This is a genomic window from Bradyrhizobium yuanmingense, assembly GCF_900094575.1.
GTDB lineage: Bacteria > Pseudomonadota > Alphaproteobacteria > Rhizobiales > Xanthobacteraceae > Bradyrhizobium > Bradyrhizobium yuanmingense.
The window spans coordinates 1-21,811 of record NZ_FMAE01000009.1 but is presented as its reverse complement, the minus strand read 5'-3'; the positions used below and the strand labels follow the sequence as shown (position 1 = coordinate 21,811).

The following is a 21,811-nucleotide window of genomic DNA, read 5'->3' as shown; positions in this document are numbered from 1 at the left end:
AACGTGCCGATGACATGCAACACATTGGGAGATCAAGAGATGAACAACCAGATCGTCGATTCCAGCTTCACCGCCATCATCAATGCGCCGATCGATCGGATCGATATCCCCAATTGGTGCTTCAATCTGTCCGAGCGCGAATATCAGGGCTGTTCGCCTGCGCATATCGCCGCGGGCTTCACGACCACGTCCGATGGCAAGCGCATGTCGATCAATGTCGAGATCATCGGCGGCAGCCTCATGGTTCAGCATTACGTGGAAACGCTCGGCCGCAAAGATCACCTGATCCTCGACTCCACATCCGACGTCTTCACGCCGAACGGGCGGACCACCATTCACGTGACCTGGGAGCTGAGCGTCAAGGAAATCGAACCTGGAAAATGCGAGTTCACCAACAGGGTCAAAACCCATGCCACGGACGAGTTCATGACGTTCATCGGCAAGCAGGGCATTCCGTTCGAGCTGTTCCGGGCGCAGCGCCAGCCCTTCTCGATCGCTCACAACCAGAGCGAAACACCGTTGTTTGCCGCCAGCATCGAGCGCGCGGCGCTGCAGAACAACCGGTAGCCCGAAAGGAGAGTTCGATGACACAACTGTCCTATGAGAAGGAAATCACCGCCCTGCTGGTGGTCGATCCCTACAACGACTTCATCTCGGAGGGAGGCAAGATCTGGCCCCGGATCAAGGCCGTGGCCGAAAGCAACGACTGCGTTCCGCACATGATCCAGGTGCTACAGACTGCTCGGGACGCCGGCATTCGTGTTTGTTATGCCATGCATCACCGCTACCGGCCCGGCGATTATGCCTCCTGGAAATACATCGCCCCAATTCAAAGGAGAGCCTGGAATAACAAGAGCTTCGAATTCGGCACCTGGGGTGGAGAGTTTCGCGCGGAATTCGTGCCGGCGCCCGGAGAGATCGTGGCAGACGAACATTGGTGTTCTAGCGGCTTCGCGAATACCGACCTCGACCTGCAGCTCAAGCGGCATGGTATCCAGCGGCTGATCGTCATAGGGCTGGTCGCTCACACATGTATAGAGGCGACCGTGCGCTTTGCTGCCGAGCTCGGATACGACGTGACGGTCGTCAAGGACGCAGTTGCCGATTATTCCGACGACATGATGCGGGCCGCGCTGGAGATCAACATGCCGAACTACGCCAGCGCGATCGTGACCACGCAGGAAATCGTCGAGGCGTTGTCGGCAATGAATTCCGCAGCGTCAGCCGCGTGACCTTCTCGTCGGCATGTCCCCCGTTCTGAATCGTCTTTCCTGACTGGAAGGGAAAACTCAATGGCTCGACAGATCACCATCGACAAGCCGTCTTCCGGCCTCTGGACGGCGACGTTCAATAACCCGCCCATCAATCTGATTGATCCCGACACGATCGGCGAACTGCAGGATCTGCTTGCGGAGCTCGAAAGCGATGCAGAGATCAAGGTCGTGGTGTTCCGAAGCGCGGATCCGGATTTCTTCCTGGCGCATTGGGATGTGCTCGCGGACAAGCGCAAAGTCGCCGCGATGCCGCCGGGTCCCACGGGCATGCATCCCTGGATCGACCTGCTCGTTCGGCTGTCACGTGCGCCGGTTGCCTCCATCGCGGAGATTCGCGGGCGCGCCCGCGGGGCCGGGAGCGAGTTCGTGCTGGCCTGCGACATGCGCTTCGCCAGCCGCGAGCGTGCAATCCTCGGGCAATTCGAAGTGGGCCTCGGTGCGGTGCCGGGCGGCAATCCCATGGCGAGGTTGGCTGGTCTGATGGGCCGTGGGCGTGGGTTGGAGGTGATCTTGGGCGCGGACGACTTCTCGGCGGAGCTCGCCGAACGCTATGGTTATGTCAACAGAGCCTTGCCGGACGGGGAGCTATCCACCTTTGTTGAATCCTTTGCGCGTCGTCTTGCCTCGTTCGAGAAGCACGCCATCGTAGGTGCCAAGGCCTTGATGGATGAGGTCACTTTGCCGGCAGATGCGGTCTTCCCCCCTTCGTTATTGGCTTTTTTTACATCGGTGGCTCACCCTGGCACCCGGAAACGCGCGGCATCTCTCCTCGAACGAGGATTACAGCGCCGATCCGAAACCGAGATGAGGCTCGGCCAGGCGGTGGCTGAAGCGAGGTTCTCGGAACGTGGTTGATCTTCCGATCGATCGAAGGCAGCTGGCCTTGCCATGTGCGGCAATGCCGTCCTTGATTTCGACGGGCCGTCGCATGGGCTGGTGGGCGCCGTTCGGTCGAATGCCGACACGTGTCGCCTTGAGCGTCGCCATAGGCGCTGATTGAGCTCAAGATGGGCAGCCCAAAGCCGGAAACCGACTCGCGCGGATCCGTTGAGTTTCGGTCCGGCCCTGCCTATACTCTGGCTCACCGAAATCGCAGTCGAGGTTACGCAGTGCCGCGCGCTCGCCGTATCCTTGGCGATAAGGCGCGCACCCGGAATGAACTCTCCCAAGAGCAGCACACAGCCGGAAGCAGCGACCGGCTCCCCCCACAGCAACACCGGGGCAGGTCGGGATTTCGATCCGGTCACGTTCGGCCCGTTTTCTCTTCGATCACGAATCCTCGAAAAGGACGGGTTGCCAGTCAAGCTTGGCAGCCGGGCAACTGACATCCTGCGCCTGCTCGTGGATCGCGCCGGCGAAGTCGTGCCGAAGAGTGACATCCTCGCATATGTGTGGGCTGGCCTCGCGGTAGAAGAGATCAGCCTGCGCGTGCACGTTGCCGAACTCCGGAAAGCCCTGGGCGATGGGAAGGAGGGAGCCCGCTATATCACCAATATTCCGAGCCGAGGGTATTGCTTCGTCGCGCCCGTGCGACGGGGCGAACGCAGTTCGCCGCCGGCGGAGATCCCGCAGACCCAGGCCGGGGCGATAGACCCGCCATCCGCACTCCCATATCGCCTCGACCGAATGGTCGGACGAGAGGACGTCCTGGCCGAGCTCTCGGCACGTCTGCTGAGCGAGCGCTTCGTCACTCTGAGGGGACCGGGCGGCATTGGAAAGACAACCGTTGCCATCGCGATCGCACATAAGATGTGGGAGGAGTTCGAGGGGAAAATCCACTTTCTCGATCTTGGTCCTCTGAAGGATGGAACGCTCGTTGCCACCACGGTGGCCGCCGCTCTTGGCCTCGTCGTTCATCACGCCGATCCAACCGAAAGCATCATCAACTTTCTTCGCGGACGTCGCCTGCTTCTCGTGCTCGATAGCTGCGAACATGTGATTGAAGATGTCGCACGTCTGGCAGAGACGATTCACCGCGAGGCATCCGACATCACCATTCTTGCGACCAGTCGCGAGTCGCTATTGGTGCAGGGAGAGCACATTTACGAACTCGTTCCGCTACCAGGCCCCCCGCAGGGCGCTCGGCTCAACGCCGGTGAGGTGCTGAGCTATCCGGCCGCGCGTCTTTTTGCCGAACGTGCAGCTGCTGCCGGCCACCGCTTGGATATCACCGATCAGGATGCGGAGGTTCTTGCCGAGATTTGCAGCAAGCTTGACGGCATTGCGCTGGCGATCGAACTCGCTGCCGCACGCGTTGGCGTTTACGGCTTGCGGGAGATAGCAACATTGCTCGATGGCCGGCTCAAGCTCGAGTGGCGGGGCCGACGCACGGCGCCGCCGCGACAACAGACGCTCGGCGCCACGCTTGACTGGAGTTTCGGTCTGATCGGCGAGGCCGAGAGGCTGGTCCTTCAGCGTCTCGCCATTTTTGCCGGGCCCTTTACGCGGCAGGATGCAATTGCCGTCGTGGTGGAAGAGGGGGAGCCTGTCGAAGGCGCCGTCGACGCACTGGAGCAACTCGTAGCCAAGTCCTTGTTGTCGACGCAACCGAGCCGCTTGTCGCGAAGCTTCCGCCTGCTCGACGCCACCCGCGCCTATGCGCTCCACAAGCTCGGTGAGAGCGGCCAAGCCCAGGACGTCGCGCGGCGTCACGCCGAACACATTCACCGCTCCCTCGAAGCGGGCATGGCCGATTCTGCCTCTGCAGATCGGATGTTGCCTGCGCTCGGCCGCGGCAGCCTGTTGGCAGACGCCCGTGCCGCGCTTCAATGGAGCTACGCTCACGACGACGGTGGCGAACTTCGTGTTCCGCTCGCAGGCAGTTGTGCACGTCTGTTCGTCGAGCTCAACCTGCTTAATGAGGCGCGCATCTGGTCTGAGCGCGCGCTTGCCGTTCTCGACGACCGTCACCGCGGAGGCAAGTGGGAGCTGGAGCTTCAAGCCACGCTCGGTCATGCCTTCATGTTCACGGAACGCAATGGCGAGCGAGCCGAGGCCGCACTTCGACGCGGACTCGAGATCGCGGCCGCGATCGGAGACGACGCCAACACATTCAGGCTGTTGGCGCGATTGAACATGTTCTATCGCCGGACAGGCGATTATCGGCATCTGCTGCCGGTGGCACTTGAGGCCGAGCGCGTCGCTCGTCTGATCGGTGATGCGGCGGGGATCGCCGGCGCAAAGGCCCTCATCGGGGTATCCCATCATCTCGTCGGCAACCAGGCCGAGGCGCAGCTTCATTTGGACGAAGGCGTTCGCAACGACGCGGCGCTACGCGGGGCGCGACCCGGCCATTTTGCCTATTCCAGAACACCGCAGATACCGCTTGCTCGCGTGTTGTGGCTGCGCGGCTTTCCCGATCGAGCCGTGGATTGTGTTCGCCCACTGACGGGTGCCGGCGCGCCTCGCGATGTCGTCATGCACTGTATAGCGCTCTGCTGGTCCGCCTCGCTGTACGGGTGGATCGGAGACTGGACCGCGGTCGAGGCGATGGCCGGTCGGCTCGAAACGCATGCCGGCCTGCATGGCCTCGCGCCCTACCAGGCGGTCGCGGCCGGTTTCCGGGCGCAGACGATGATCGCCGGCGGGGATTTGCGCGGCGGTGTCGAGTCGCTGAGAATCGCACTTCCGCGCCTGCATGCTGATCGCTACGAGCTCTACGCCTCCGCATTCGTTGCTGACCTGTCTTGGGGCTTGGCCGAACTCGGGCAACCGTCCGATGGACTTGGAATACTGAACGAAGCGATCGCGCGTATCGAGCTTGCTGGCGGCGCCTTCGACATGCCGGAGCTCTTGCGCGTGCGGGCGGAACTGGAGCTGCGCAATGGGAATCTTCATGCCGCAGAATCAAGTCTCCGGTCGTCGGCTGCGTTGGCTGACCAGCAGGGCGCGCTCTCCTGGCGATTGCGGACTGATATGTCGATGGTGCGCCTGAGGCGCGAGCAGGGAACGCTAAGTCACCTGGAGGAGCTTGCCGCGACTTATGCGAAGTTCTCGGAAGGGTTTGAGACGGCTGATCTGAAGGCCGCTCGGCTCATGCTCGATTCGTCGCTCGTCTGACCGGTTGAGGGTCAGTCGAACCGCAAATCCCAGAGATCGATGGATATCATCAGCGTATCAAGCATCGGGGCCAGGGTCGTCTCGTCACGTAGATAAGTGCGCCGTCTCGTCGGGATCTTGATGCCGTCGACGTCGACGGGGTTGGACACGTACTCGGCGACGGGAAAATTCCCTGCTATTTCGACACGATAATCATGGCGGCGAATGAGCAGGTCGGGACCGAAGTAGAAGTCCTGCTCGATGCTGTGGCTTGCGATCGCCGGCGAGAAGGTCGCCCGCAGCCCCCGCCACACCTCACTTCCCTCATGGCATGGCTCGATCTCGTGCACGTCCGAAGCTTTGTCGGAAAGCAGGAACGGCGTGGTGAGGCCGGTCCAGAGGGCGCAGCTTTCGAAGTAAATTCGGTGCAGCGGATCCCAATGCGTCCGCATATCGTGTCGCGCGAATGAGGTGCGCGGGTCCTTTCGCTCAGCGACGACACGTTCGTCGGCGGCAACAATGGCGACCCGCTCGGGCCTGAACTCGCTGTGCTGGCCGTTTCTTCCAAACGGCTCAATGAGAGCCTGCTCACGGTGAAGATCAATCCGCACGGTTCGCTGCAGATGATCCTGTTCGACGCCTTTCAGGACCCAAACGTCGCCGCCCGCCGCGATTGTGGCGGTGAGGCGCTTGCGGGCATTCCATCGGTTTAGGCCGCCATGAGCCTCGATCGCATTCGCCAGCAGCGCAATCATCCGTCGATTTTCCTTCGTGAGAACTACCCTGACAGGTATGCCCAAATGCGGATGATCGCTCGTTAAGCGTTGTTAAGTGGCGCTGCATAACCGAAGAAAACGCCGTAGAAACCGGATCTCTCATCCAAGCAGCAGAGGTGCCGTCCAGCCGAACCTCGGATCGGCTAGACGGTCGCGCTTTGATCAGACGTCGGCAGTAACGTCCATGATGGCAGCGGCAAATGCCTTGGGCGCCTCTTGCGGCAGGTTATGGCCCACGCCTCCCTTGATCGTGCGGTGCGAATACTTGCCGGAGAACATCTTGGCATAGGCCGACGGATTGGGATGTGGAGCCCCATTGGCGTCGCCCTCCATGGTAATGGTCGGGACACCAATGACAGGAGCCCGTGAAAGCAGCGCCTCATAGCCATCATACTTTGCTTCACCTTCGGCAAGGCCAAGACGCCAGCGGTAGTTATGGATCACGATCGCAACGTGGTCCGGATTATCGAATGCCGCGGCACTGCGCTCGAAAGTGGCATCGTCGAAGTGCCATTGCGGCGACGCGAGCTGCCAGATTAGTTTTGAAAACTCCCGACGATATTTCTCATAGCCTTCGCGACCACGCTCGGTCGCGAAGTAGAACTGATACCACCATTGAAGCTCTGCCTTTGGCGGCAGAGGCATCTTGCCGGCCTGCTGGCTGCCGATGAGATAGCCGCTCACCGAGACCATCGCCTTGCAGCGCTCCGGCCACAGCGCCGCGATGATGTTGGCAGTCCGCGCGCCCCAGTCGAAGCCGGCGATCGTGGCTTTGTCGATTCTGAGCGCATCCATCACAGCGATGATGTCGGCAGCGATCGCCGATGGCTGCCCGTTCCGCATCGTCCCATCGGACAGGAACCGCGTGGTGCCGTAGCCACGCAAATAGGGCACGATTACGCGGTAGCCGGCGGCCACGAGAAGTGGTGCGACATCAACGAAGCTGTAGATGTCATACGGCCAGCCGTGCAGCAGGATCACGGCTGGGCCGTCGACGGGGCCTGCTTCGGCATAGCCGACGTTGAGAAGGCCGGCATCGATCTGTTTCAGCGAGGCGAACGAAGTGTTGCCTCCTATCTTGACGCCGGCGGCAGGTTTCGCAGGCTTGGCCGCGGCTGTGCCCGGCGTAAGCTGGGCTGCAGCGAGCATCGTCACGGCGCCTGCGAAGAAGCGGCGGCGATTGTGGTCAACATCGTCTGACATGAATGGCTCCTATCGTGGTTCCGTTGTGTGCAGGCGCAGCGTGATTACGCCGCTGGTGGTCAGCCCTTTTGCCCTTCGAGCCTTGCAAGAAAGTCGCGGACCAAGGCGGCAACTTCGTCGGTCGCCTCATCCAATGCGAAGTGGCCGGCTTCCAGGATGTGGACGTCCGCCGTCGGGACATCGTCGCGATAGGCGGTCGCGCCGGCGACGGTGAAGGAGGGGTCGTACTTGCCCCACGTCACCAGGATCGGAGGTTGCCTCCTGCGCAGCCAGTCCTGCCATTGCGGGTAGGACGCGACATTGGTTCGGTAGTCCAGGAACAATGTCGTCTGAATCTCGGGCTGGCCGGGACGCGTGAGAAAGGCGTATTCATCGAGCCAAGCGTCCGGATCGTAGCGCTCGGGATGTGGGCTCGAGCCGAGGTGGCGCTGACGCGTCGCCTCGAGAGACGTGAAGTTCGCCTTGAGCGCCTCGAGTTCATGCGCGGGATCGGCCCAGTATCTACGACGCGCGTCCCAAAGCGGGCTCAAACCCTGCTCGTGGGCAACAGCGTTCTGGATGATCATGGCACGAACACGTTCCGGGTGGTCCAGCGCCATGCGGAAGCCCACCGGACCACCATAGTCCTGCATCAGCAGGACGTAGCTGGTGAGACCGAGCCTGTTCGCGAGTTCGCCGATCACGCCGGCGATGTTGTCGAAGGTGTAGGTGAAATCGGACGGGGATGGTGCGCTGCTGTTGCCGAAGCCGGGATAATCGGGCGCGATCAGATGATATCGGTCCGCAAGCAGCGGCAACAGCGGTTCCCACATCCGCGAGGAGGAAGGAAAGCCGTGCAGCAGAAGCACGGTCGGCGCGTCGGCGGGGCCGGCTTCGCGATAGAAGACCTTGAGGCCTCGAATATCCACCGTGTGATAGCTGATCGAGCGGCGGCTCGATCGCAGATCTTGCGCCGAAGCCTGCACCGATGCGCAGGCCAGGGCCGCTGAGAGGGCGAGCGTGGTCGGAATGCTCATGTCATTGCTCCAATGTCATGCCGCTGCGTGAACGCCTGCGTCGGCGCTTGCCTGCGCGGCGGCTTCCGCGCGTCGGACAACCGCCGTGAGTTCGGGCGTGAAGCTCTCGTCACCTTCCTCGATATGTCCGGTCAGTCGTGCGGTGATTTCCTGGAATATCCATTCGTTGCCGTCGGGATCGACGAAGAAGGCGTAGGAAGCGTAGCTCTTGCGCTCCGGATTGGGACCGGGGACGAGGTCGTGCATGCTGATGTGATGAAAAATGCCGACGGGATCGTGGAAGGGCTCGCTGACGGCGACGCCGCGGCGGCGCAAGTCGTCGCGTGCCGCTTGAATGTCGGACACAACGAGGTGAAGCCCTTTCACCGAGCCGGGGGCGGCAGTCGTGAGTTTGCTGCCGAAGATGACCGAACACTCGGACCTCGGCGGAGTAAACTGGATTACGCGATAGCCGTCCTTGCCTTCGTAGTCGATATCGAGTCGCCAGCCTAGTTCGGCATAGAACCGCTTGGAACGCTCGACGTTCGAAACCGGGAGGACGACGACCTCGAGCTTCATTTCGATCTTGTCGAGGGGGGCGGGTTCGCGGAGCCCTGCTTCGAGGATCCGGACGTCCTGCTCCACGGTGCCGCCGCTGATGCCGACGCCGGCGAGGAGTTGGCCGTCGATGGAGAGTGGTGCTCCTCCGCCCATCGAACAGAAGCGTCCGCCCGCGACGCCCATCAACGGAAATAGCGCCTGGCCGGGCTGTACCATGGGTGACAGGTCCGCGGTTCGAAGCCCCACGAGCGCGGACGTGTAGGCCTTTCGCTCCGAAAGTTCGAGCGAGAATGTCGGGGCGCCGCTCATGCGGTGCTTGAGAATGATGTTGCCGTGTACATCGATGATGCAGATTGCAACCGGCACCTTGGCTTTCGTCGATTCCGCCTCGATGCGCCCAGCGATGGTCTTGGCGTAGGAAAGCAGGTCCATGACAGTGTCCTCTCCAATAAGTGTAGCGTGCGCTTTGCGGAGGCCTTCGAAGGCCTCCACGCGAGCGTGGAGGCGCGTCGGCTTGGGTCTCGCTCGAACTCCGTTACTCGCTGAGTGCAATCTGCACCCCAAGCCGTCTGTTGGCTCGTTATGTATTGTTAGGCGTTGAGAGCGATCGCTGTTGTCGCGATCATTCGAAGAACGCGTCGAAGATCTCGATGTCCATCAACACCGGCTTGGCGACCACGCTTCCGTCGGGCTGCAGCATGTGCACGCGGCGAAGTGTCGGCGCGATCAGGCCGCCGAAGCTGCCGTGTGCCCAGGAATATTGCACGACTTTCATTCCGAAGAGGTCGTGATCCGTCCGCCGCAGCAATCCGTCTGCGTCGAAATAGAACACCTGCTCGGGTGCGAGCGTAATCACGCTCGGAGGAATTCGCGCCCGTAGCCGGCGCCACGATTCCTTCCTCTCCTCCCAGGGCGGCAGTTCCTCCACAACCACGTCTGGACGCGCAAGCAGGAATGGGCCGACCACATAGTTCCAAATCGCAACGCCGCAGAAAAAGACGAGCTGCAACTCGTCTGCGAGAACGGCAGAGTCGGAGTCCGGGAACGCAGGGCTGGGATTGCGCCAGGTTCTCAGCACCTCGCCATGCAAGGTTTCGACCGTGATCGCATCCGGCTGAAACGAGCCCGAATACTTTCCGCCGGTGATCCCCATGAAGCGGATGGATTGCGTCCGGGTGGCGCCTTCCGCAGTCACATCCTTGAATTCACCGGCACGCCCGACGCCGTCAAACAGCTTTCCGCTGATGGAAAGGTGGAGCGTGAACCGGCTTAGACTGTTCCAGCGGGCCAAGCCGCCACTGGCACTTAAGACGTCGTCGAGAAGAGACATGTCCCGCCATATCACCATGAAGCCCCTCCATCATGGCGGGGTGGCTGCGGCTTGGCGTGTTAGAACTTGTTAGGACTTGCGAGCCGGGATTTTGGCGGTATCCCGTTGAAGGCGTTATCGATTTAGTGCGCCCAGGAGCTCATTCGCTGCGATCAGGTCGCGGGTCTGGAGGCCCTCGCCGTAGCGCGCGACAAGTGGGGCGAGCAGGGCGCGGGCGTCCCCGGCTCTGCCGCTCTGTTGCCACACGCGGCCGAGGCTGATCGCTGCGCGGAGCTCCCAACCGAGGGCGGATTGACGACGCGACAGGTCGAGCGACTTGCGGAAAAAGCGTTCGGCCTCGGCGGCTTCGCCCGACCGGACAAGGATATCCCCCTTGACCCTCAGCATCTCGGGCATATCGAAAGATTCGCCATGGCCGGGGATCTCCGCGATGGCCTCGTCGATCGTGGACAAGGCCTCAACCGCATGATTTTGCGCCGCGAGACCCTCCGCGAGCGCCGTAGCAAACACCGTCGTCATGATCCGGTGTCGCGTCGCATAAAGAGTGGCCTGGCTGGCGCGAAGATGCTCGATGCCAGCGGCAAGGTCACCGCGGCGCAGCAGCAGCTCGCCCTTCTGGCCGATGCCTACGGCGTGATAGGGCCCGAGAAAGTGTCGCGCCGAGTGATCGATCAGCCGCTCGATCAGGATTTCGGCATTCGCCCAATCGCCGACCCAGAGAAATACGTAGATGGTCCAGATCAAGGAAATGCCGAGCGTGAGCGGCTGTTCGAGCTGTTCGGCCTCGCGGACTGTGTATCTGGCCGCTTCGATTGCGCGATCCGGCCGTCCCGTGAGCCAGAGCCCGCGCGCCAGCGCGACCAGCGCGACGATGCGGTCGTCATAGCCGAGATGCCCGATGTTCAACCGCTGCGAGTCAGGGTTGTGCACCATCGCGCTTGCGCAGAACCGTACGGCTTCGTGCTGGTTGCCGATCAAATGATGAGCGACCCCCACCATCCACTCCACGTTGAATGTGGCGGCAGGATCGTTCAGCTTCCGCGCGACGTCCTCTCCCCGTTCTCCAGTGCCCAGGGCACCGTGGAAATCGCCGACCCTCGTCAGGTAGATATGGAGGCCGCGCAAAAGCCAGAGCTGCCAATGTAGGTCCTCAAGCTCCTCTGCAAGCTGAAGGCCGCGCGTGAACGCCGACCGTACCGCTTCGGTATTGCCCTGCGTGAACATCACGGACACGCCATGTGCAGCCTGCAACGTCATCTCCTGGCGAATGTCCGCAGCTGGCTTGTCTAGCGAGGCAAGGGCCTGCCGGGTCCAGCGATAGCACTCGGTCAGCAGAGTCAGTTCGAGGAAGAATTGGGCGGCTGAAGCCGCCAGATCGACGCCGATCGTCCGATCGCCCTTGTCCGAAAAGCTCCAGATCAGCGCGGCCCGAACATTCGGCAGATGGTCGGCGTAGGGAAGGAAGCCGCCGGTCGATTGCAGGCCCGCGGACTTCAACGCAATGTCGCGCAGGAAATCGCGAAAATATTCGGCATGTGCACGCTCGACGCGGTCCGCCTCGCCGTTCTCGACGAGCTTGCCTCCGACGAAGGTGCGCGTCGTATCGAGCAGCCGATAGCGCAGCCGTTCCGCAGGAACAGTTGCGATGAGCGATTTTGAGAGCAGGTTCGAAATTGCTTCAACCGCTTGAAATTCGCCGATGCCTTGGCTCAATGCGACCGCGAGCGCAGCCTCCAGCGTGAACGGCCCGACGAACACGGACAATCCGCGCAGCACCGCGCTTTCGGCTGCGGGCAGCAGGTCGTAACTCCAGGCAAGCGCGGCGCTCAAAGTCTGATGCCGCGGAATCGCGGTGCGTCGTCCCCGCCACAGCAGCGAGAACCGGCTGTCGAGCAGGGACGCCGTCCCGGCGATGCCGTAGGCGTCGACACGGCCGGCGGCGAGCTCGATGGCAAGCGCGATACCGTCCAGGCGTCGGCAGATTTCGGCAACGAGCGGCGCATCCTCTTCGCTCAGCTCGAACCCGCTCAGGCTCTCTGCAATGCGTTCCACGAAGAGCTGGCTTGCAGGATAGGCAAGGACTTCGGCCATCCCCAGCTCCACGCCCTCGGGTGGGCAAGCCAATGGAAGCAACCGATGGACGCGCTCACCCTCCGTTCGAAAGGATTCGCGGCTGGTCGCGAGCACATGCAGCCCTGGCGCCTCCTGAACGATCCGCTCGGCCAACGGAGCGAGCTCGTCGATGACGTGCTCGCAACTGTCGAACACCAGCAGCGTTCGCCGGCTGCGCAGGACCGTCAGTAGTCCCGGAGCCGGATCGTCCGAGTTGACAGTCAGGCCCAACGCGGCCGCAATCGTCCCTGCAACGAGGCTCGTGTCCGAAAGCGCGCCGAAATCCACGAAGTACACCTGGCCGTCGAAAGTCTCGAGCGCGCGATGGGCCACGGCCACTGCGACCGAGGTCTTTCCGATCCCGCCGGGGCCGACGATTGTGACAAAACGATGCGCGGCAAGCTCGGTGGAAACCTGCTCGACCGCTTCGTCCCGTCCGATCATCCTCGCCAGCGGAGACGGCAATGGATGCGCAGGGCCGGCCGGCTGGGTGGGCTGGCTGTGGAAAGGTGTCGAGCGGAGCAGCGGGGCTGCGAGGCAGTAGCCGCGTCCCGGCACGTTGATGACGTATCGCGAGCCTTCGCCGGCATCTCCCAGGGCCTTCCGCAGCGTGGTGATGTGGAAGCGGAGGCTGCCTTCGTCGACGGTCACGTCGGACCAGACGCGCTTGATGAGCTCGCGCTTGTCCACCACCTGGCCCGCCCGTTCGGCCAGAAAAATGAGAATGTCGAGCGCGCGGCCGCCGAGGTGAAGCGGGGCTCCGTCTTTCTCGAGCCGGCGCGAGCTCGCAAATAGCTGGAAGGCCCCAAAGGAAATCGGCGAATCCTGATCGCTGGTGTCCGGCATGGGCACAAATTCCAGTAAGGGACTCTGTCACGTTTCTGTCTAGCAGAACGATGTTGCGAGTAAACGGCCTAGGCGTGGCGAAAGGCGTGCCAACCGCCGAAACGTCTGAAGGGGAACCCAAGCATTTTAGCTTTAGCGTGAGCAGCTTATCGCGCCGCCGCGACAATTCGTCAGCGCGGTCGAGGTCGCCCCAGGGGGGTCCGCTTTGGATCGTGACCGCGCCGATCATAACAGAATCTCGCAACGTCTAACGAGCTAAACGCGCGCTGCGCGGCCAGTATGAGCCTCGAGCTAGGTCCAACCAACGGGGAGGCTATCATGTCCGCCATCGGCTCCATTCCGAACGGAGGTACCGTTCGATCTCAGTTCGTCTCTGGCCTTGAGGATCAATCGCGGGATTGGGAGCTCGTGCTGCAGGAATCCCATCACCGCATGAAGAACACGCTGACATTGCTGGGCGCCTCGGTCCGCCGCGACCTCACCCGAGCCGGCAGTCGGGACGTCTCGGGGGCGGTGGATCGGTTCGAGCGGCGAATCTGTGCCTTTGGCAGGCTCTACCAACTGCTTTCGAACAGCGACGAGCCGTCCGTGTCCGTTGCGACATTCTTTGAGAATCTCTGCGAAGCACTTTCGGCAGCGGTCCTGGAGCCCGCCGGCGTCCGCTGCGAGGCTTTGGTCGAAGACGGTGTTCTATCAGCATCCCAATGTCATCGGCTTGCGCTGATGATCACCGAGCTGGTCACGAATGCGGCGAAGCACGCCTTCCCGAGCAAGAATGAGGCGTTGATCCGAATCGAGATCCTCCGCCGAGATGGCACATGGATCTGCACGGTGGCTGACAACGGCATTGGTGCGACAGGTCAGCTCCGGGGCACCGGCAGCCGTATCCTGGAAGGGCTTGCGCGCAGCATTCACGCCCGCCTGAATGGCGAAGCGGGGCAGGGCGGCACTCGGATCTCCATCGAGATGCCGACTATCGCCTGAAGATTGAAGGCTGTCACGAACGCTGCGCCACGACACTAAGAGCAAGCAGGTGATGCAACAGCGGGGTCAGCTTTGGGCCCGCCTCATACATCGGGAGTTCGACATGGCAAAACTTGAAGTTGATCGCGACGCAGGGAAAGGCACATCGGCATCGCGTAGCGTTGATCTAAAGCTCGAAGTCGTCGTGATTCCAGTGTCCGACGTTGACCGTTCCAAGGCGTTCTACGAGCGTCTAGGCTGGCGACTGGACGCCGATTTCGCCGCTGGCGATGGATGGCGCGTGGTCCAGTTCACACCGCCGGGCTCTGCCTGCTCGGTGATCTTCGGCCGCAATGTCACGTCGGCGTCGCCGGGCTCGACACGCGGTCTGTATCTGATCGTGTCCGATCTCGAGTCTGCAAGGAATGAGTTGATCGAGCGAGGGATTGCTGTCAGCGAAGCTTTTCACGGCGGTGGCGATGTCCATACCGGCGCCGATGACCCCTACCTGTTCGGCACCGTCCGGATCGGCGGCGTCGATCCGAAGCGCGGTAGCTACAGCTCGTTCGCCTCCTTCAGCGATCCTGACGGCAACGGCTGGTTCCTGCAGGAGGTGACCACGCGACTGCCCGGACGCATCGAGCGTGACGGCGCGACATTCTCCTCCGCTGCCGATCTGGCTGCTGCGCTGGGTCGTGCGGCGGTAGCACATGGCGAGCACGAGAAACGCACTGGCGTGCACGACGAGAGTTGGCCCGACTGGTACGCCGAGTACATCGTGCGCGAGCAGGCTGGTCAGTCCCTGCCATCCTAAAGCAACAGCATTTTCTGCCCACGGCGCACGGCGGCTCGCTGTCGTGCGCCGTTTCGCGTTGCATCGCCCGAAGCAACATCGCCGCTCGTCCTGATCGCGCACCCTCGCAAGGGCTAACGAGGTCTAACAACCGATAACTCGCCAGGCAAAGGGGGCTGCGTCAATCTCCATGCACGACGAAGCGACGGCCCGATCTCGAGATCGGCCACCGACCGATCATAGCAAGGGAGATTCGCAATGACCACGCAGGCGCGCGCCGACATCCTCAACCCCGACCGTCGTCAACTGCTGAGCCAGGCCGCGATGGGAGCCGTTGCCGCCGGTGTATCGAGCCTGCTGCCGCTGCATCCGGCGAAGGCTGCCGCGAGCGAGGCGATCCGCCCGTTCCGCATCAACGTGCCCAAGGAGGACCTGCTCGATCTGCGCCGTCGCCTGGCGGAAACGCGCTGGCCGGATCGCGAGATCGTCACTGACCAGTCGCAAGGTGTGCAGCTGAGGACAGCGCAGGAACTCGTGCGCTATTGGCAGAGCGATTACGACTGGCGCAAGATCGAAGCGCGGTTGAACGCCCTGCCGCAATTCGTCACCGAGATCGACGGCGTCGACATCCATTTCATTCACGTCCGCTCGCGGCACGAAAACGCGCTGCCGATGATCGTCACGCATGGGTGGCCAGGCTCGATTATCGAGCAGATCAAGATCATCGATCCGCTCACCGATCCGACTGCGCACGGCGGGCACGCCAGGGACGCATTCGATCTGGTCATTCCCTCGCTGCCCGGTCACGGCTTCTCCGGCAAGCCGACCACGCTCGGCTGGGATCCGCAGCGTATCGCGCGCGCCTGGATCGTGCTGATGAAGCGTCTCGGCTACACTCGCTACGTGGCGCAAGGTGGTGATTGGGGCAATGCTGTCACCGAACAGATGGCGCTGATCGCGCCGCCGGAGCTGCTCGGCATCCACACCAACATGCCCGCCACCGTCCCCGACGATATCGCCAAGGCACTTCAGCCGGGCGGGACGCGACCGGCGAACCTCTCGGCTGAGGAGCGCATCGCCTACGATCAGCTCGACGAATTCTACAAGCACGGCCTCGGCTATGCGATCGAGATGTCCAACCGGCCGCAGACGCTTTACGGCCTGGTCGACTCCCCCGCGGGCCTCGCGTCCTGGATGCTCGACCATGATGCGCGCAGCGCCGCGATGATCGCGCGCGTCTTCGACGGCAAGACGGAAGGCCTGTCGCGGGACGATGTGATCGACAATATCACGCTCTACTGGCTCACCAACACCGCGGTCTCGTCGGCGCGGCTCTATTGGGAGAACAAGCTGGTGTTCTTCGCGCCCAAGCAGGTGCAGATTCCCGTCGCCGTCAGCGTCTTCCCGGACGAGATCTATGCCGCGCCGCGCAGCTGGGCCGAGAAAGCCTATCCCAGGCTGATGCATTACAACCGGCTCGACAAGGGCGGCCACTTTGCAGCCTGGGAGCAGCCCGCATTGTTCACTGCGGAGATGCGCACCGCATTCCGCCCGCTGCGCCAGTCAATCTGAAACGGCATAGATCAGGAGTGAGACCATGAACCGTCCCGAACGTAAATTTGCGACCGACGAGATCCGCCTAGAACGCCGGCTGCCGACCTACTGGCGTGTCACCTTCGACATGCCGCCGGTCAATATCTTCGGCCCCAGGCATCTTCCGCTGCTCAGCGACATCGTCACCGCGATCGAGACAGATCCGCAAGTGAAGGTGGTGGTGTTCGACAGCGCCGTCGAGGGATTCTTCATCACGCATTACGATTTCCTTGCGCCGCTAGAGGAATCGCTTGCCGTGCCGCCCGGACCGACAGGCCTGCAGTCGCTGCCCGACACCCTGGTGCGCCTCAGCCGCGCGCCTGTTGTATCCATCGCTTCGATCAGGGGCCGCGCGACCGGTGTCGGCAGCGAGCTCGCGCTCGCCAGCGACATGCGCTTTGCCAGCCGCGAGAAGGCGATCCTGTCGCAATGGGAGGTCGGCGCGGGCCTCGTGCCGGGCGGAGGACCGATGGCACGATTGCCACGCCTCATGGGCCGTGGCCGCGCGCTTGAGGTTCTACTGAGCGCCGACGACGTCCATGGTGATCTGGCCGAACGATATGGCTATGTGAACCGATCCTTGCCGGATGCCGAGCTGGACGGCTTCGTCGAGGCGCTCGCGATGCGTATCGCCACGTTCGACAAGGACGCCATCGCCGAGACCAAGCGCCTCGTCGATATCGCCAGCCTGCCGCCCGATGTCGAGATCAAGCCCGAGTGGGACGCGTTCCTGGCCGCTCTCGCACGCCCCGCAGCCCAGAGCCGCATCAAGGCGCTCATGGCGCGCGGCTTTCATCGCCCCGGTGACGTGGAGAATCGGCTCGGTTTTCACGTCGGCCAGCTGGGCGGATGACTCAACGGTCCCGCGCGCGACCGCAAGTCGTGCCCGTTCTGTCGCAATTCAAGGAGGATCATATGAGCTTCACAATCGATGTAAACGGAATCCCGCGCAGCGTCGACGTCGATGGCGACACCCCGCTGCTCTGGGTGTTGCGCGACGTGCTCGGCATGACCGGTACGAAATTCGGCTGCGGCATGGCATTGTGCGGAGCGTGCACGGTCCATCTCGACAGCGCGGCAGTCCGCTCCTGCATTACCACTGTCGATAGCATCGGCGAGGGCAAGGTCACCACGATTGAAGCGATCGGCGGGACGTCAGCAGGCGCGAAGGTTCAGAGGGCCTGGTTGGAGCATGAAGTGCCGCAATGTGGCTATTGCCAGTCCGGCCAGATCATGTCGGCGTCGGCGCTGCTCGCCGACAAGCCTCATCCGACCGACGCGGATATCGATGATGCCATGAGCGGCAACATCTGCCGCTGTGGGACGTATGTCCGCATTCGGGAGGCGATCAAGCTTGCCGCCGGATCGCAGGTGAAGGAGCGTTGATCATGACATCGGATCGCAAGGCGTCTGACGCCACTGTCGCGCTGTCCCGTCGCAGCTTTCTGGTGAAGACGGCCCTGGCCGGCGGCGGTCTGGTGCTGGGCCTGAGCTTGCCGATTGGCGAGAGCAGAAGCTCCTCCGCCGAGACGTTTGAGCCGAACGCCTTCATCCGGATCGGCCGTGACGGTCAGGTGGTCCTGACCATGCCGTATGTTGAAATGGGGCAAGGCACCTACACCTCCATTCCGATGCTGATCGCCGAAGAGCTGGAAGTCGGCCTTGAGCAGGTACGGCTCGAACATGCGCCGCCCAACGAAAAGCTCTATGCCAACCCGCTGCTGGGTGTGCAGGCCACCGGAAATTCGAACGCGATTCGCGGCGCCTGGAAGCCGTTGCGAGAAGCTGGCGCGACTGCGCGGATCATGCTGATCGAAGCAGCCTCACGGCGCTGGGGCGTCGGTGCAGGACACTGCCGGGCCGAGGCGGGCGAGGTCGTCCATACGCCGAGCGGGCGTCGTCTCAATTACGGTGAGCTCGCCGTCGAGGCTGCGATGATCCCTCCGCCTGCCAAAGTGGTTCTGAAGAATGCGGATGAGTTCAAGCTGATCGGCACGCCGGCTCGGCGGCTCGACGTGTCGGGTAAGGTGAACGGCTCCGCCCTCTATGGAATTGACGCGCGGCCACCCGGGCTGAAGTTCGCGACTTTGGCTCAATCGCCGGTGTTTGGCGGTCGACTGAAGAAGGTGGATGATAGTGCGGCGATGGCCATCAAAGGCGTGCGCCAGATCGTCAGGCTCGACGATGCCGTTGCCGTCGTCGCGGATCACATGGGGGCGGCCAAGAAGGGTCTGGCGGCACTCAGGATCGAGTGGGAAGACGGGCGCCATGCCGGTCTCAGCACGCGAGACATCGCCCGCGAGCTCGAGGACGCCACTCTGAAGGCCGGTCCGGTTGCGCAAGACATCGGCGACGCCGCGAAGGCGTTGGCCGGCGCCGCGACCCGGGTCCAGGCAAGCTATCACCTGCCATTCCTGGCGCATGCAACGATGGAGCCGATGAATTGCACGGTCCACTTCCGCGGCCATGAGTGCGAGATCTGGGTCGGCACGCAGGCGATCGCAAGAGTGCAGGCGATGGCAGCGAAGGCAGCCGGCCTGCCGCCCGACAAGGTCACGGTCCACAATCATCTGATCGGCGGAGGCTTTGGGCGCCGCCTTGAGGCCGATGGCGCGGTACGTGCCGTCGAGATCGCCAGGCAAGTCGATGGTCCCGTGAAGGTGGTGTGGACGCGCGAGGAGGACATCCAACACGACATGTACCGTCCCTATTGGGTCGATCGCATCGAGGCCGGTCTCGACGAGAGCGGTAGACCTGTGGCATGGAGCAACCGTTTCGCCGGCTCCTCCGTGATCGCGCGGTGGCTTCCGCCCGCATTCAGGAACGGGCTCGATCCCGACACGACGGAAGGCGCGATCGACCTCGTCTATTCGCTTCCGAACTTCCATGTCGAATATGTTCGCGTCGAACCGCCCGGCATTCCGACGGCCTTCTGGCGCAGCGTCGGTCCCTCGCACAACGTATTCGTCACCGAAAGCTTCATCGATGAATTGGCGGCAGCGGCCAAGCAGGATGCGGTCGCCTATCGCCGTGCGCTGCTGGACCACAACCCGCGTGCGAAGGCTGTACTCGAGCTTGCGGCGGAGAAGGCAGGATGGGGCACACCATTGCCCCAGGGGCGAGGCCGGGGCGTCGCTTTGCAGAATGTTTTCGGAAGCCATCTCGCGCAGGTTGCGGAGGTCGAGGTTGCCAAGGACGGATCGGTCCGCGTGCACCGCGTCGTGTGCGCGATGGACTGCGGCATCGTGGTCAATCCCGACACAGTGCAGGCACAGATCCAGAGCGGCGTCATGTTCGGCGTCACCGCGGCCCTTTACGGTGAGATCACGCTGAAAAGCGGTCGCGTCGAACAGGCCAACTTCGATACCTATCAGATGCTGCGCATCGACCAGGCGCCTTCCATCGAGGTCTACCTCGTAAAGTCGGCGGAGCCTCCCGGCGGAATGGGTGAGGCTGGAACCTCGGGCATCGTCCCGGCCGTGGCGAACGCGGTTTTTGCAGCCACCGGCAGGCGATTGCGCAAAATGCCGATCGACCCCGACACGCTCAAGACGTGAATGCATCAAGCACATCGGCAAAGGAGACCAAAATGCATCAGCCCGATGAAGACAGGTTCCGGGCCATCCTGCCCGAGGATATCGCGTGGAAGCCATTTCCAGCCTTTCCGCCGCGCGCGCGGCTGGCCGTCATGGTCGGCCATCCGGCTGAATCTGGTCCCTACGTCGTCCGAGTGAAAGTGCCCGGTGGCACGAAGTTGATGCCGCACAAGCATCCGGAGGATCGGATTTACACGGTGATGTCCGGCGTCTTCTACATAGGGCTCGGCGAAACCTTCGACGGCGGCAAGGTGGAGGCCTATCCGCCGGGTAGCGTCCTCGTCCTGCCTGGCGAAACGTGGCATTTCCACTGGGCAAAGTCCGGCGAATACGTCACGCAGGTCTCGGCGATCGGTCCGCTTGGCCTCGAATATCGCGACAATCATGATGATCCGCGCCTGAGTGCGGTAGAGAGCCGGGGCACGCATTCAGGCTAATGCACGGGCCGGTTACCGATCGTGGATCGATACGTTAGCGTGGAAGTCTTGTTCGAACCACGACATTCCCACCGGTCAGGCAACCATGTGCATATGATCTCGTGAGACCCTGTTTGCCGGAGCTCACTCAAATTGGCTCATGATGGATTGGAGCGAGAGTTCAAGTTTCTCAGTACGTTAGAAGCCCGCGTGTGCATAACGTGTGGACCGGTAGATCAAGAAAAATCCAGCGCGGGCCAACGTGAGCAGGCCTCTAGAAACAGGCGGGTTGATCGGAAGCGCAGCTCTCAATGCGGAGAGCAGATGCGCCAACAGGCGACGCCGAGCGAGTGAGAGGGAGGAGAAGGGTGCGATCATGAATTGCCCCTGATGACTAGCAGCGTCGGTCGGGGCACCCATTCGTAAAGATGCTTCGGCCCAATCGACATTTCAGCTTAGGAAAGGCGAAACGAACGGGCCTGGCCATTTCGCTGGAGATGGACAACAAGTGCTTCGGGATCGGGGCGATGTGAGTGACAGCTAATTTGTCGTCAGCGCGAGCGCACTCGGCCGAGGTTGTCTTTCGGCCAAATACGCATCGATTGCCGCTCTTGGTCGCATCGGTTCGGGGCCGGCGTCTAAAACGGTCCCGCGAACTCGTCAATTTTTGGCGTGTCGCCCGATTGAAGGGCCGTGGCAAGAGCGGAAGTTATACTCACATCGCGAAGTGAGTATAAGTGAGCCCGGAAGCCGAGCACTGGAGAAATTCTGGCCACGAACCTGTGTGCGCCCTCAACTCCGCTACGTGTGCACTGAAAATCCGAATATGTGATTTCCGCTTCCAATTTAGGCATATATTGCCCTAGAAGAGCCCGGTGGCAGAAGCCTCATCAAATTGGATTTCTCGGTCGGTCCAATTGTAGATAGGGCCGATCAGATCCGAAATATATCAATAAAATGAACCGCTTAGATCGCAGATTTTCTACGGCGCCCAGGATGGATTGGGACGAGAGTTCAAATTTTTTCAATTGGTTAGAGGGCGGCGTGTGCGCGGTGTGTGCACCGGAAGATCAAAAAGAATCTCGCGGCAGCCAATGTGAGGAAGGCTTTCTGGGGTTGCTGGGCCGGTCGCGGAAAGTGCCCGCCTTTTCGCAACGCAGTCGCGTAGCTGCGCCCGCGGCGCAATTGATCAACGACGCGGCGCGCTGAAATCGGACCAACTGACTCTTAATCAGCGGGTCCCAGGTTCGAGCCCTGGTGCGCCCACCATATAAATCAGGACCTTAGCGAGAGAGACCGTTTGAGACGGCCGAAC

The 21,811-nt window shown here is 62.2% G+C and carries 17 protein-coding genes; 11 read left to right on the top strand and 6 right to left on the bottom strand.

Features of this window, described 5'->3' with window-relative positions; translation table 11 throughout:
- Positions 1 to 39: 39 nt before the first annotated feature.
- The 4 genes from GA0061099_RS29350 to GA0061099_RS29335 all read left to right on the top strand — a co-directional run bounded on the left by GA0061099_RS29350 (position 40) and on the right by GA0061099_RS29335 (position 5,333).
- Complete coding sequence (locus GA0061099_RS29350; protein ID WP_074448179.1) at positions 40 to 567, top strand: hypothetical protein; 528 nt, start codon at positions 40 to 42, stop codon at positions 565 to 567.
- Between the two features lie 17 nt (positions 568 to 584).
- Positions 585 to 1,232 carry a cysteine hydrolase family protein gene (locus tag GA0061099_RS29345; protein ID WP_074448178.1) on the top strand — a complete coding sequence of 216 codons (648 nt, stop codon included), beginning with the start codon at positions 585 to 587 and terminating at the stop codon, positions 1,230 to 1,232.
- A gap of 60 nt (positions 1,233 to 1,292) precedes the next feature.
- Complete coding sequence (locus GA0061099_RS29340) at positions 1,293 to 2,129, top strand: enoyl-CoA hydratase/isomerase family protein (RefSeq protein ID WP_074448177.1); 837 nt, start codon at positions 1,293 to 1,295, stop codon at positions 2,127 to 2,129.
- A 300-nt stretch (positions 2,130 to 2,429) separates the two neighbouring features.
- Positions 2,430 to 5,333, top strand: coding sequence for an ATP-binding protein (locus tag GA0061099_RS29335; RefSeq protein WP_083235137.1), 2,904 nt, complete (start codon positions 2,430 to 2,432; stop codon positions 5,331 to 5,333).
- Between the two features lie 11 nt (positions 5,334 to 5,344).
- On the opposite strand, the gene GA0061099_RS29330 is transcribed toward GA0061099_RS29335, so the two are convergent.
- The 6 genes from GA0061099_RS29330 to GA0061099_RS29300 all read right to left on the bottom strand — a co-directional run bounded on the left by GA0061099_RS29330 (position 5,345) and on the right by GA0061099_RS29300 (position 13,135).
- Positions 5,345 to 6,067, bottom strand: coding sequence for a hypothetical protein (locus GA0061099_RS29330; RefSeq protein ID WP_074448176.1), 723 nt, complete (start codon positions 6,065 to 6,067; stop codon positions 5,345 to 5,347).
- A gap of 183 nt (positions 6,068 to 6,250) precedes the next feature.
- Positions 6,251 to 7,291: an alpha/beta fold hydrolase gene (locus tag GA0061099_RS29325; protein WP_074448175.1), complete on the bottom strand. Its 1,041-nt coding sequence runs from the start codon at positions 7,289 to 7,291 to the stop codon at positions 6,251 to 6,253.
- Between the two features lie 59 nt (positions 7,292 to 7,350).
- A complete protein-coding gene (locus GA0061099_RS29320) occupies positions 7,351 to 8,307 on the bottom strand; it encodes an alpha/beta fold hydrolase (RefSeq protein WP_074448174.1) in 957 nt (318 codons plus the stop codon).
- 15 nt (positions 8,308 to 8,322) lie between these two features.
- On the bottom strand, positions 8,323 to 9,279 hold the full coding sequence (locus GA0061099_RS40385; protein WP_141697689.1) for a heme-binding protein: 957 nt from the start codon (positions 9,277 to 9,279) through the stop codon (positions 8,323 to 8,325).
- Between the two features lie 190 nt (positions 9,280 to 9,469).
- On the bottom strand, positions 9,470 to 10,177 hold the full coding sequence (locus GA0061099_RS29305) for a hypothetical protein (protein ID WP_074448173.1): 708 nt from the start codon (positions 10,175 to 10,177) through the stop codon (positions 9,470 to 9,472).
- A gap of 114 nt (positions 10,178 to 10,291) precedes the next feature.
- Positions 10,292 to 13,135 carry an ATP-binding protein gene (locus tag GA0061099_RS29300; protein WP_074448172.1) on the bottom strand — a complete coding sequence of 948 codons (2,844 nt, stop codon included), beginning with the start codon at positions 13,133 to 13,135 and terminating at the stop codon, positions 10,292 to 10,294.
- 318 nt (positions 13,136 to 13,453) lie between these two features.
- On the opposite strand from GA0061099_RS29300, the gene GA0061099_RS29295 reads away from it, so the two are divergent.
- The 7 genes from GA0061099_RS29295 (at position 13,454) to GA0061099_RS29265 (ending at position 20,517) form a co-directional block, all read left to right on the top strand.
- Entirely contained in the window at positions 13,454 to 14,119 is a 666-nt protein-coding gene (locus GA0061099_RS29295; RefSeq protein ID WP_074448207.1) for a sensor histidine kinase, read from the top strand.
- 103 nt (positions 14,120 to 14,222) lie between these two features.
- The gene (locus tag GA0061099_RS29290) at positions 14,223 to 14,912 is read left to right on the top strand and encodes a VOC family protein (RefSeq protein ID WP_074448171.1); all 690 of its coding nucleotides are present in this window, start codon (positions 14,223 to 14,225) and stop codon (positions 14,910 to 14,912) included.
- A gap of 237 nt (positions 14,913 to 15,149) precedes the next feature.
- On the top strand, positions 15,150 to 16,463 hold the full coding sequence (locus GA0061099_RS29285; protein WP_074448170.1) for an epoxide hydrolase family protein: 1,314 nt from the start codon (positions 15,150 to 15,152) through the stop codon (positions 16,461 to 16,463).
- Positions 16,464 to 16,488: 25 nt separating this feature from the next.
- Positions 16,489 to 17,337, top strand: a complete 849-nt coding sequence (locus GA0061099_RS29280) for an enoyl-CoA hydratase/isomerase family protein (RefSeq protein ID WP_074448169.1) — start codon at positions 16,489 to 16,491, stop codon at positions 17,335 to 17,337.
- A gap of 62 nt (positions 17,338 to 17,399) precedes the next feature.
- Entirely contained in the window at positions 17,400 to 17,870 is a 471-nt protein-coding gene (locus GA0061099_RS29275) for a (2Fe-2S)-binding protein (RefSeq protein WP_074448206.1), read from the top strand.
- Between the two features lie 2 nt (positions 17,871 to 17,872).
- Positions 17,873 to 20,041: a xanthine dehydrogenase family protein molybdopterin-binding subunit gene (locus tag GA0061099_RS29270; RefSeq protein ID WP_074448168.1), complete on the top strand. Its 2,169-nt coding sequence runs from the start codon at positions 17,873 to 17,875 to the stop codon at positions 20,039 to 20,041.
- 32 nt (positions 20,042 to 20,073) lie between these two features.
- Entirely contained in the window at positions 20,074 to 20,517 is a 444-nt protein-coding gene (locus GA0061099_RS29265; protein WP_074448205.1) for a cupin domain-containing protein, read from the top strand.
- The last annotated feature ends 1,294 nt before the right edge of the window (positions 20,518 to 21,811 follow it).

Excerpts from the sequence above, each read along its gene's own strand:
- GA0061099_RS29275 (WP_074448206.1), top strand. The coding sequence starts at position 17,400 with ATGAGCTTCACAATCGATGTAAACGGAATCCCGCGCAGCGTCGACGTC.
- GA0061099_RS29295 (WP_074448207.1), top strand. The coding sequence starts at position 13,454 with ATGTCCGCCATCGGCTCCATTCCGAACGGAGGTACCGTTCGATCTCAG.
- GA0061099_RS29305 (WP_074448173.1), bottom strand. The coding sequence starts at position 10,177 with ATGTCTCTTCTCGACGACGTCTTAAGTGCCAGTGGCGGCTTGGCCCGC.
- GA0061099_RS29290 (WP_074448171.1), top strand. The coding sequence starts at position 14,223 with ATGGCAAAACTTGAAGTTGATCGCGACGCAGGGAAAGGCACATCGGCA.
- GA0061099_RS29320 (WP_074448174.1), bottom strand. The coding sequence starts at position 8,307 with ATGAGCATTCCGACCACGCTCGCCCTCTCAGCGGCCCTGGCCTGCGCA.
- GA0061099_RS29270 (WP_074448168.1), top strand. The coding sequence starts at position 17,873 with ATGACATCGGATCGCAAGGCGTCTGACGCCACTGTCGCGCTGTCCCGT.
- GA0061099_RS40385 (WP_141697689.1), bottom strand. The coding sequence starts at position 9,279 with ATGGACCTGCTTTCCTACGCCAAGACCATCGCTGGGCGCATCGAGGCG.
- GA0061099_RS29340 (WP_074448177.1), top strand. The coding sequence starts at position 1,293 with ATGGCTCGACAGATCACCATCGACAAGCCGTCTTCCGGCCTCTGGACG.
- GA0061099_RS29280 (WP_074448169.1), top strand. The coding sequence starts at position 16,489 with ATGAACCGTCCCGAACGTAAATTTGCGACCGACGAGATCCGCCTAGAA.
- GA0061099_RS29285 (WP_074448170.1), top strand. The coding sequence starts at position 15,150 with ATGACCACGCAGGCGCGCGCCGACATCCTCAACCCCGACCGTCGTCAA.
- GA0061099_RS29265 (WP_074448205.1), top strand. The coding sequence starts at position 20,074 with ATGCATCAGCCCGATGAAGACAGGTTCCGGGCCATCCTGCCCGAGGAT.
- GA0061099_RS29335 (WP_083235137.1), top strand. The coding sequence starts at position 2,430 with ATGAACTCTCCCAAGAGCAGCACACAGCCGGAAGCAGCGACCGGCTCC.
- GA0061099_RS29345 (WP_074448178.1), top strand. The coding sequence starts at position 585 with ATGACACAACTGTCCTATGAGAAGGAAATCACCGCCCTGCTGGTGGTC.
- GA0061099_RS29300 (WP_074448172.1), bottom strand. The coding sequence starts at position 13,135 with ATGCCGGACACCAGCGATCAGGATTCGCCGATTTCCTTTGGGGCCTTC.
- GA0061099_RS29330 (WP_074448176.1), bottom strand. The coding sequence starts at position 6,067 with ATGATTGCGCTGCTGGCGAATGCGATCGAGGCTCATGGCGGCCTAAAC.
- GA0061099_RS29325 (WP_074448175.1), bottom strand. The coding sequence starts at position 7,291 with ATGTCAGACGATGTTGACCACAATCGCCGCCGCTTCTTCGCAGGCGCC.
- GA0061099_RS29350 (WP_074448179.1), top strand. The coding sequence starts at position 40 with ATGAACAACCAGATCGTCGATTCCAGCTTCACCGCCATCATCAATGCG.